This is a genomic window from Streptomyces sp. NPDC005195 (assembly GCF_040608315.1).
Taxonomy (GTDB): Bacteria; Actinomycetota; Actinomycetes; order Streptomycetales; family Streptomycetaceae; genus Streptomyces; species Streptomyces kaempferi.
On sequence record NZ_JBEXHZ010000116.1, the window covers coordinates 1 to 7,501 of the forward strand.

Annotated in this window: 10 protein-coding genes; 4 read left to right on the top strand and 6 right to left on the bottom strand. The window is 72.4% G+C overall.

Annotated features, from left to right (window positions below; translation table 11 throughout):
* From ABZV34_RS35965 to ABZV34_RS35975, 3 genes are all read right to left on the bottom strand, one after another.
* A partial coding sequence (locus ABZV34_RS35965) for a hypothetical protein (RefSeq protein ID WP_356286411.1) occupies positions 1 to 247 on the bottom strand: 247 nt, incomplete at its 3' end.
* Positions 235 to 456, bottom strand: coding sequence for a hypothetical protein (locus ABZV34_RS35970; protein WP_356286414.1), 222 nt, complete (start codon positions 454 to 456; stop codon positions 235 to 237). The genes ABZV34_RS35965 and ABZV34_RS35970, both read right to left, overlap by 13 nt.
* Before the next feature lie 168 nt (positions 457 to 624).
* Complete coding sequence (locus tag ABZV34_RS35975) at positions 625 to 1,494, bottom strand: UbiA family prenyltransferase (RefSeq protein WP_356286417.1); 870 nt, start codon at positions 1,492 to 1,494, stop codon at positions 625 to 627.
* Positions 1,495 to 1,785: 291 nt separating this feature from the next.
* On the opposite strand from ABZV34_RS35975, the gene ABZV34_RS35980 reads away from it, so the two are divergent.
* Genes ABZV34_RS35980 through ABZV34_RS35990 form a run of 3 tightly spaced genes read left to right on the top strand, consistent with a single transcriptional unit; the run spans position 1,786 to position 4,460 of the window.
* A complete protein-coding gene (locus tag ABZV34_RS35980) occupies positions 1,786 to 2,844 on the top strand; it encodes a 3-oxoacyl-[acyl-carrier-protein] synthase III C-terminal domain-containing protein (RefSeq protein ID WP_356286420.1) in 1,059 nt (352 codons plus the stop codon).
* A 60-nt stretch (positions 2,845 to 2,904) separates the two neighbouring features.
* Positions 2,905 to 3,450, top strand: coding sequence for an isoprenylcysteine carboxylmethyltransferase family protein (locus ABZV34_RS35985; RefSeq protein ID WP_356286423.1), 546 nt, complete (start codon positions 2,905 to 2,907; stop codon positions 3,448 to 3,450).
* A complete protein-coding gene (locus ABZV34_RS35990; RefSeq protein ID WP_356286426.1) occupies positions 3,447 to 4,460 on the top strand; it encodes an FAD-dependent monooxygenase in 1,014 nt (337 codons plus the stop codon). The genes ABZV34_RS35985 and ABZV34_RS35990 overlap by 4 nt, the downstream gene beginning before the upstream one ends.
* Before the next feature lie 68 nt (positions 4,461 to 4,528).
* Here ABZV34_RS35990 and ABZV34_RS35995 read toward each other — a convergent pair whose 3' ends face one another.
* Complete coding sequence (locus ABZV34_RS35995; RefSeq protein WP_356286429.1) at positions 4,529 to 5,038, bottom strand: Asp23/Gls24 family envelope stress response protein; 510 nt, start codon at positions 5,036 to 5,038, stop codon at positions 4,529 to 4,531.
* Between the two features lie 113 nt (positions 5,039 to 5,151).
* On the opposite strand from ABZV34_RS35995, the gene ABZV34_RS36000 reads away from it, so the two are divergent.
* Positions 5,152 to 5,409 carry a hypothetical protein gene (locus tag ABZV34_RS36000; protein ID WP_356286432.1) on the top strand — a complete coding sequence of 86 codons (258 nt, stop codon included), beginning with the start codon at positions 5,152 to 5,154 and terminating at the stop codon, positions 5,407 to 5,409.
* A 103-nt stretch (positions 5,410 to 5,512) separates the two neighbouring features.
* Here the strand turns inward: ABZV34_RS36000 and ABZV34_RS36005 are convergent, their stop codons facing one another.
* Both ABZV34_RS36005 and ABZV34_RS36010 read right to left on the bottom strand, forming a co-directional pair.
* Positions 5,513 to 6,031: an SPW repeat protein gene (locus tag ABZV34_RS36005; protein ID WP_356286435.1), complete on the bottom strand. Its 519-nt coding sequence runs from the start codon at positions 6,029 to 6,031 to the stop codon at positions 5,513 to 5,515.
* A gap of 458 nt (positions 6,032 to 6,489) precedes the next feature.
* The coding region (locus ABZV34_RS36010) for a DUF6596 domain-containing protein (protein WP_356286438.1) at positions 6,490 to 7,501 on the bottom strand (1,012 nt) is incomplete at its 5' end.

The following is a 7,501-nucleotide window of genomic DNA, read 5'->3' on the forward strand; positions in this document are numbered from 1 at the left end:
ACCGCCGACCGCCGACCGCCGACCGCCGACCGCCGACCGCAGCGAGCGGGCGCGAGCACGGCGTCAGCCCGTCGATCGCGCCCGTGCCGCCGGTGCCGTCCGCTCCGATGTCGGCGTGGACGACGTACGCGTCTGCCTCGCCGTCATCACCTCCGTCCACCCGACGCGCCCGGCCACCGCCCTCCACCGTCTCGTCGACCTCCTCCTGACCGCCCGCCCTCCGCCGGGCGCAGGTCAGTGCTCCCACACGTCGGGCCCGCCACCCCGCCACTCGATCAGCTCGGACGTCGCGACCCGCTGTTTGTCCGCTTCCTCTTCCTCCAGGCCCGCGCGCCGCAGAAAGTCCGCGACGTCGAGCAGCCCGTACGCCATGCCGAGAAACTGCTCGCCCACGCGGACACGTCGACCGCCGTCGTCTCCGGGCGGATACACGATCACGGACTGGGGTGGGACCATGCCCCCCAGCGTGTGGGGCACGGGCCCTGGGCGCACGCCGGGACGCTCCTGGAACAGCCGGGGAACACCGCGCTACAGCCCGCGGGCAGGTGCCCGCACCGGAAGCCGGAAAGCTTGCCGCCGCCCGTGGGCGTCGCGAGGCGCGATCCCGGTGGCCCGGTCGACCGGTCAAGCGATCCCGGTGCCGCGCAGCAGCAGTAACGCCACGTCCACCACCGCCACGGCCACCGCGGCCGCGAACGCCACCCGCTCCCGGCGGCGTCCGAGCGCCGTCCCGGCCACCGCGACCAGGCCCGCCACCGCGAGAGCCGCCACTCCCCACCTGCCGGGCGGTCCGGGAGGTCCCAGCGCCAGGACCGCGGACGCGGTCACCAGTGGCACCGGCAGCAGCAGCCGCGCGCCGTCCGGACCCAGCCGCTGGGGCCACCCCCGTACACCCGTCGCCAGGTCTGCGCGAATGTCCGGCAGCACATCACCCAGGTGGGCCCCGACCCCCAGGAACGCTCCGGCGGTGACGAGCCACCAGGCCGGCCACGGCTGTCCTGGCAGACCCAGCGTCACGAACGCGGGGAGCGCGGCGAAACCCACCGCGTACGGCGCCCAGGACCACACCGTCGCCTTGAGCCGCAGGTCGTACGCCCAGGCCGCCGCCACTCCGGTCAGGTGCGCGACACCCGCCCGCAGGCCGCAGCCGAACGACAACGGCACGCACAGCGCCAGCGCCGCGTAAGCGGCCACCCACACCTGCGTCACGCCCACCGTGCCGTCGACGACAGGTTTGCCCCGACGCCTCGCGGCGATGTCCCGGCGCGCGTCGAACGCGTCGTTGCACCAGCCGACGGACAACTGCCCGGTCACCACCGCGGCGGTGGTCAGGGCACAGCGCGCGGCACCCTGCCCCGCGGTCACGGCCAGCGCGGCCGCCAAGGCGGTGACCGTCACCACGGGACCGGGATGGCATGCCCCGGCCAGGCCGCCCACCCGGTCGGCCCCAGTCGAGGTCGTGCGGCAGGCCGTCGGCTCCTCGTAAGTGCCCATTCGCCCGATCGTAGGCGTCCCCGGCCTTTTCCTTCAGTGTCCTTGTCAGGTCAGTGAACCGGGCCCGAGTACGTCCTGGCCACGAAGTGGTCGTGCCTGGACCAGGATTCGCGAAGGAACCCCGACATGATCCGCGGGGCGCCCCGGGCGGCCGGACCGTCATCTCGCCCGGCTACCGCGCGTACCGCGGGACGGACGGACGGCCGGACGGGCGATCCCTGGTGTCGGACCACCGGTCCGGGGAACACGTGCAGAGCAGACCACCCCAGTCGGTAACCGGACGGGAAGCAAATGACGCGGATCGCCGCTGTTCACGGTGCCCTCGCACCGCACCGACGCACCCAGTCCGAGATCACCGACATGGTGGCCCGCACCTGTCTGCCCACGGGCACCGACCGCCGGGTCCTGGACCGGTTGCACCGCAGCGCCAAGGTCCGCTCGCGCCACATGACGTTGCCGCTCGAACAGTACGGGGAGCTCGACGGATTCGGCGCCGCCAACGACGTCTTCATCGCCGCCGCCACGGATCTGGGCGCCAAGGCCGTGCGAGACGCGCTGCACCTGGCCGGCCTGTCCGCGGCCGATGTCGACCTGCTGGTCTTCACCTCCGTCACCGGCATCGCCACACCCTCGATCGACGCGCGGCTGGCCGGCCGCCTCGGACTGCGGCCGGACGTCAAGAGACTGCCCCTGTTCGGTCTTGGCTGCGCCGGTGGCGCCGCGGGCCTGGCCCGCATGCACGACCACCTGCTGGGCCGGCCCGACGACGTGGGGGTACTGCTGTCGGTCGAGCTGTGTTCGCTCACCTTCCAGCGCGACGACGCCTCCATGGCCAACATGGTCGCCACCGGGCTGTTCGGCGACGGCGCCGCCGCTGTCGTCGCCCATGGCGCCAACCGCCCGGCCGGGACCGACGGCCCCACGATCGTGGACACCCGCAGCCACCTGTATCCGGACACCGGGCGCGTCATGGGGTGGGACATCAAGGACTCCGGCTTCCAGGTGGTCCTCGACCCGCGGGTCCCCGACGTGGTGCGTCGATATCTCGCCGACGACGTCGAGGGATTCCTCGACGATCACGGTCTGAAGCCCAAGGACGTGACCGCCTGGGTGTGCCACCCCGGCGGCCCCAAGGTCCTGGAAGCCGTCACCGAGGCCCTCGATCTTCCTGAGGACGCTCTCGACGTGACCTGGCGTCATCTGTCGGACGTCGGCAACCTGTCCTCGTCCTCGGTGCTCCACGTACTGCGCGACACCCTGGCCGAACGCCGCCCGCCGCCGGGCACGGCAGGTGTGCTGCTGGCGATGGGGCCCGGCTTCGCCTGTGAACTCGTCCTGTTGCGCTGGTAGGCCCGACCCGTCGAACTCCTCCGGCCCGTCGAACCCATAGGACAGGAGGACACGGGACACATGATCTGGTACGGACTGCTGGTGGCCGCCGTCGCCGCCGAGCGTGTCGCCGAACTCGTCGTCGCCCGCCGCAACGAACGGTGGAGCACCGCCCGCGGAGCGACGGTGACCGGGCAGGGCCACTATCCGGCGATGGTCGCCCTCCACACCGGCCTGCTGGGCGGCTGCCTGGCCGAGGTGTGGCTGGCCGATCGGCCCTTTCTGCCCGCCCTGGCCTGGCCGATGCTGACCGTGCTGGTGGCCGCCCAGGGGCTGCGGTGGTGGTGCATCAACAGCCTGGGGCCCCGTTGGAACACCCGGGTGATCGTCGTCCCCGGCCTGCCATTGGTGAGGAGCGGCCCCTACCGCTGGCGGTGGCTGCGGCATCCGAACTACCTGGCCGTCGTCGCCGAGGGCGTGGCGCTGCCCCTGGTGCACACCGCCTGGTTCACCGCGGCCATGTTCACCGTGCTCGACGGCGTGCTGCTCACCGTGCGCATCCGCTGTGAGAACCGGGCGCTGGCCACCGCTGCCGCTCCTCACCCGGCCACGCCGTCGCCCGCGTGATCGACGTACTCGTGGGCGGTGGCGGCCCGGCCGGGCTGGCCGCCGCCATCCACGCCGCGCTCGCCGGCCTGGAGGCCGTCGTGGTCGAACCACGGACAGCGCCTGTGGACAAGGCCTGCGGAGAAGGTGTCATGCCCGGCGGTGTCGCCGCGCTGCGAGGACTGGGCGTCGAGGTCACCGGCCGCGCACTGCGCGGCATCCGGTACCTGGACGGCGACGCTCGGGCCGAAGCGACCTTCCGCGGCCTCGGCGGCCTGGGGATCCGCCGTACCGCGCTGCATTCCGCACTGCACGAGCGGGCCCTCGGCCTCGGTGTGCGGATGCTGCCCGGCAAGGTCGGCGAGGTTCACCAGAGCGCGGACACGGTCACCGCCGCCGGCATCACGGCCCGTTGGCTGATCGCCGCCGACGGCCTGCACTCCCCGGTGCGCCGAAGCCTGGGGCTGGAACTGCCGGGCCGTCCCCACGGCCGGTACGGGCTGCGCCGGCACTACCGCGCCGAGCCCTGGACGGACTTCGTGGAGGTCCACTGGTCGCGGCACGGCGAGGCCTACGTGACACCGGTCGGGGACGACCTGGTGGGCGTCGCGGTCCTCAGCGACAGCCGCCGCGGGTACGACGATCACCTGGCCGGCTTCCCCGCTCTCACCGCGTCGCTGCGAGGGCCGGCCGCGACGGAGGTACGTGGCGCCGGACCGTTGTTGCAGCGGGTGCGGCGCAGAATCGCCGGCCGTGTCCTGCTCGTCGGCGACGCCGCGGGTTACCTGGACGCCCTGACCGGTGAGGGCATCGCTCTCGCGCTGGCGTCGGCCGGGGCCGCCGTCCACTGTCTGGCCGCCGGACGGCCGGGCGCGTACGAGGGTGCCTGGGTGCGGCTGACCCGGCGTCACAGGCTGCTGACCGGAGCCCTGCTGGCCGCGAGCCGCCGTCCCGGCACCGCCCGACTCATCGTCCCCGCGGCGTCCCGGATGCCCCTGCTCTTCTCGGCGGCGGTCCACGCACTCCAATAGGAGCGCGTACGCCGCGACCGGAGCTTCCCGCACTGCTCGTGCCGCAGGTACTGCCGCCCGGACACCGGCTACCGCAGCGGCGACGGCTCCTCTTCGTTCTCTTCATTGGATTCAGCGGGTTCAGCGGGTTCAGCGGGAAGCTTCACGTCGCTGACCGCGATGTTGACCTCGACGGCCTCCAAGCCCGTCATCCATTCGACGGCGGAGATCACGCCCTCCCGCACGGCGCCCGTGACGTCCTTGATGGAGACGTCGTAGTCGACCACGATCTCCAGATCGATGGCCGTCTGTGTCGCGCCGACCTCGACCTTGACCCCACGTGAGACGGACTTGGCGGTGCCGGGTACCCGTTCCCGCGCGGCGCCGAAGGCCCTGGCGATTCCGCCGCCCAGCGCGTGGACGCCGATCACCTCACGGGCTGCCGTGCCGGCGATCTTCTCGACCACCCCGTCGGCGATGGTGGTCCGGCCCTGAGCGCCGCGGTCGCGGTCGTCGTCGCGCGTCGCGTGGACATCCTTACCGATAGCCTTCCCCGTGAAGATGCCGCGGGAGGCCTCGGGCTCGCCGGTACCGGTCATAGCGGGTCGGCCCTTTCCGGGAGAGGAACCTGCCGTCCGGAACGAGCCCATTCGCGCGAGCCCGTCGTGCGCCTGGTTCAGAGTGGGCGGGAGAGTCTGTTAGATACCGGAACATGACTACCGAGCCGCAGCGCTTCCACATCGTCCTGGCCCCCGAACACGTCGAGAACAGCGGCGGTGCCCCGGTGGAGAACTCGGCCGTGCGGTCGGCAGTCGTCGAGGCGACGGGCGAGACCGGCGCCTCGGGCTACCCCCGCTATGCCGGGGACGGGATCGTGGCAGACATCGACCCCCGAACACGGACGATCGAGGCCGTGCTGGTCGACGGCTCGGAGCTGGACTACGGACTGACCGCCAGGGTCGCTTCCTGATCGGCGCTGTTCCGCCGATGTGGCGGCACGCTGCCGACCGCGTCCCTGGCCGCCAGGAGGCGGAGGACGTGCGGTCCTCCTGGCGGCGCGGGGATCGAAGGAGTCAGCGGTCGTCGCGTCCGAGGGGCATGGCGCGGCGGTCGTCCTGATTGCGGGTGCTGCGGCGGTCGTCACGGTCGCGGGTGCCGCGGCGGCCCTCGGCGTGACCGTGGGTGGCAACGGCCGCGGCGATGGCGAGGACGGTCGCGATGGCGCCGGTGATCAGGTTGCTGGTGATGGAGCGCGTGTGGGCGACGTCGCCCGCGACGACCCAGGGGGCGACACAGGTCCAGATGCCGATGACGGCGGCGGCCCAGGCCATGGAATGTGTGCGCTCGTAGGAACTGCCGAGGCCTCCCAGGAGCAGCATGTAGGCGATGCCGGCGATGAGGTTGGTGATGGCGAGCGTGGTGGCGCCGTTGAAGCCGGCTATCCAGGGGGACGCGGCGAGGTACAGGCCGGTGATGAGGGCCAGAGCCTCGATCATCTGGGCGCGTGGGGTGGTGGCGGCACGGTCGTGCTGGGCTCGCAGCTCCATCAGGTCGGGGTGTTCTTCGATGGGTGCGTGATGGGTTGACGTCATGATGGGCCTCCATGGGAGAGGGGATACATCCACCCTCTACCCATAAGATCCACGTAAATACTTAAATCGGGCATATCTCTCACATTGGGGAGAGTTGTCGTGATCCTTGGTGCCGATGCCGTCGCTCCGTGTCACACGCCGTCTCGGCTTCCGCTGGACCGAGCGAAGCCTGTGGACGCTTGAGACTTCAGGCTCCAGGCGGGGCGAGGACATCCCGCATGGACGTGCGGAACAGGAACCATGTCACGGTGACCGACCGCCCCGATGCCTCGGCTGTGATGCGTGCCCCGATCGACCGGTGACGAGCGGAAGTGACCTGCGAACCGGTCGTCCGTAACGGTGACTTGGTCGCCGCGCCACAGGCACCTTCGCCCGGCGCCGGAGGTCCGTGGCCTGCCCCGGCCACTCCTGGCCACGGGGCAGGGCCAGGTGTCCCGGGCGCATACGAACGCGGTCCGTCAGCGAGCTCCGCGGGTGTTGAGCCGGGCGGCCTGGCGCGTCAGGTGATCGCGTTCGGCGAGGTTGGGGGCCTTTCGGGCCGCCTCGGCGTACAGCCGCGCCGCGGTCTTCCGGTCGCCGCCCCGCTCGTGGAGATAGGTCGCCACCGCCGTGTGCCGGGGGAGTGCGCCGTCCAGCGTCGCGAGCGCCGCCAGACCGGCGCGCGGTCCGTCGGCCTCGCCGACGGCCACCGCTCGGTTGAGCCGGACGACCGGGCTGTCGGTCAGGCGCGCGAGTTCGTCGTACCACTCGACGATCTGCACCCAGTCGGTCTCCTCGGCCGTGGGCGCGTCGGCGTGGAGTGCCGCGATGGCCGCCTGAGCCTGGAACTCGCCCAGCCGGTCGCGGGCGAGGGCGGTCTGGAGGATCGCGACACCCTCGGCGATCGCCCCGGTGTCCCACCGGCCGCGGTCCTGCTCGGCGAGCGGCACCAGGCTGCCGTCGGACGCGGTCCGGGCGGCGCGCCGCGCATGGTGCAGCAGCATGAGGGCGAGCAGCCCCGCCACCTCGGGGTGGTCGATCGCGGCAGCGAGCTGCCGGGTGAGCCGGATGGCCTCGGCGGCGAGGTCGACGTCGCCCGAGTAGCCCTCGTTGAAGACCAGATAGAGGACACGCAGCACGGTGGCGACCTCGCCGGGCTGGTCGAACACCACGCCGGCGACGGTGCGCTTGGCCCGGCTGATGCGCTGCGCCATGGTCGCCTCGGGCACCAGGTAGGCCTGCGCGATCTGGCGGGTGGTCAGCCCACCGACGGCGCGCAGTGTGAGCGCGACCGCGGACGACGGCGTCAACGACGGGTGGGCGCACAGGAAGTAGAGCTGGAGTGTGTCGTCCACCGCGGGCGCCGGCCCGGGCGCAGGCTCCTCGTCTACGGATTCCTCGCGCCGGCGGCGGGCCGCGTCCGCCCGGGTCGCGTCGAGGAACCGGCGCCAGGCCACGGTGACCAGCCACCCCTTCGGGTCCCGGGGCGGG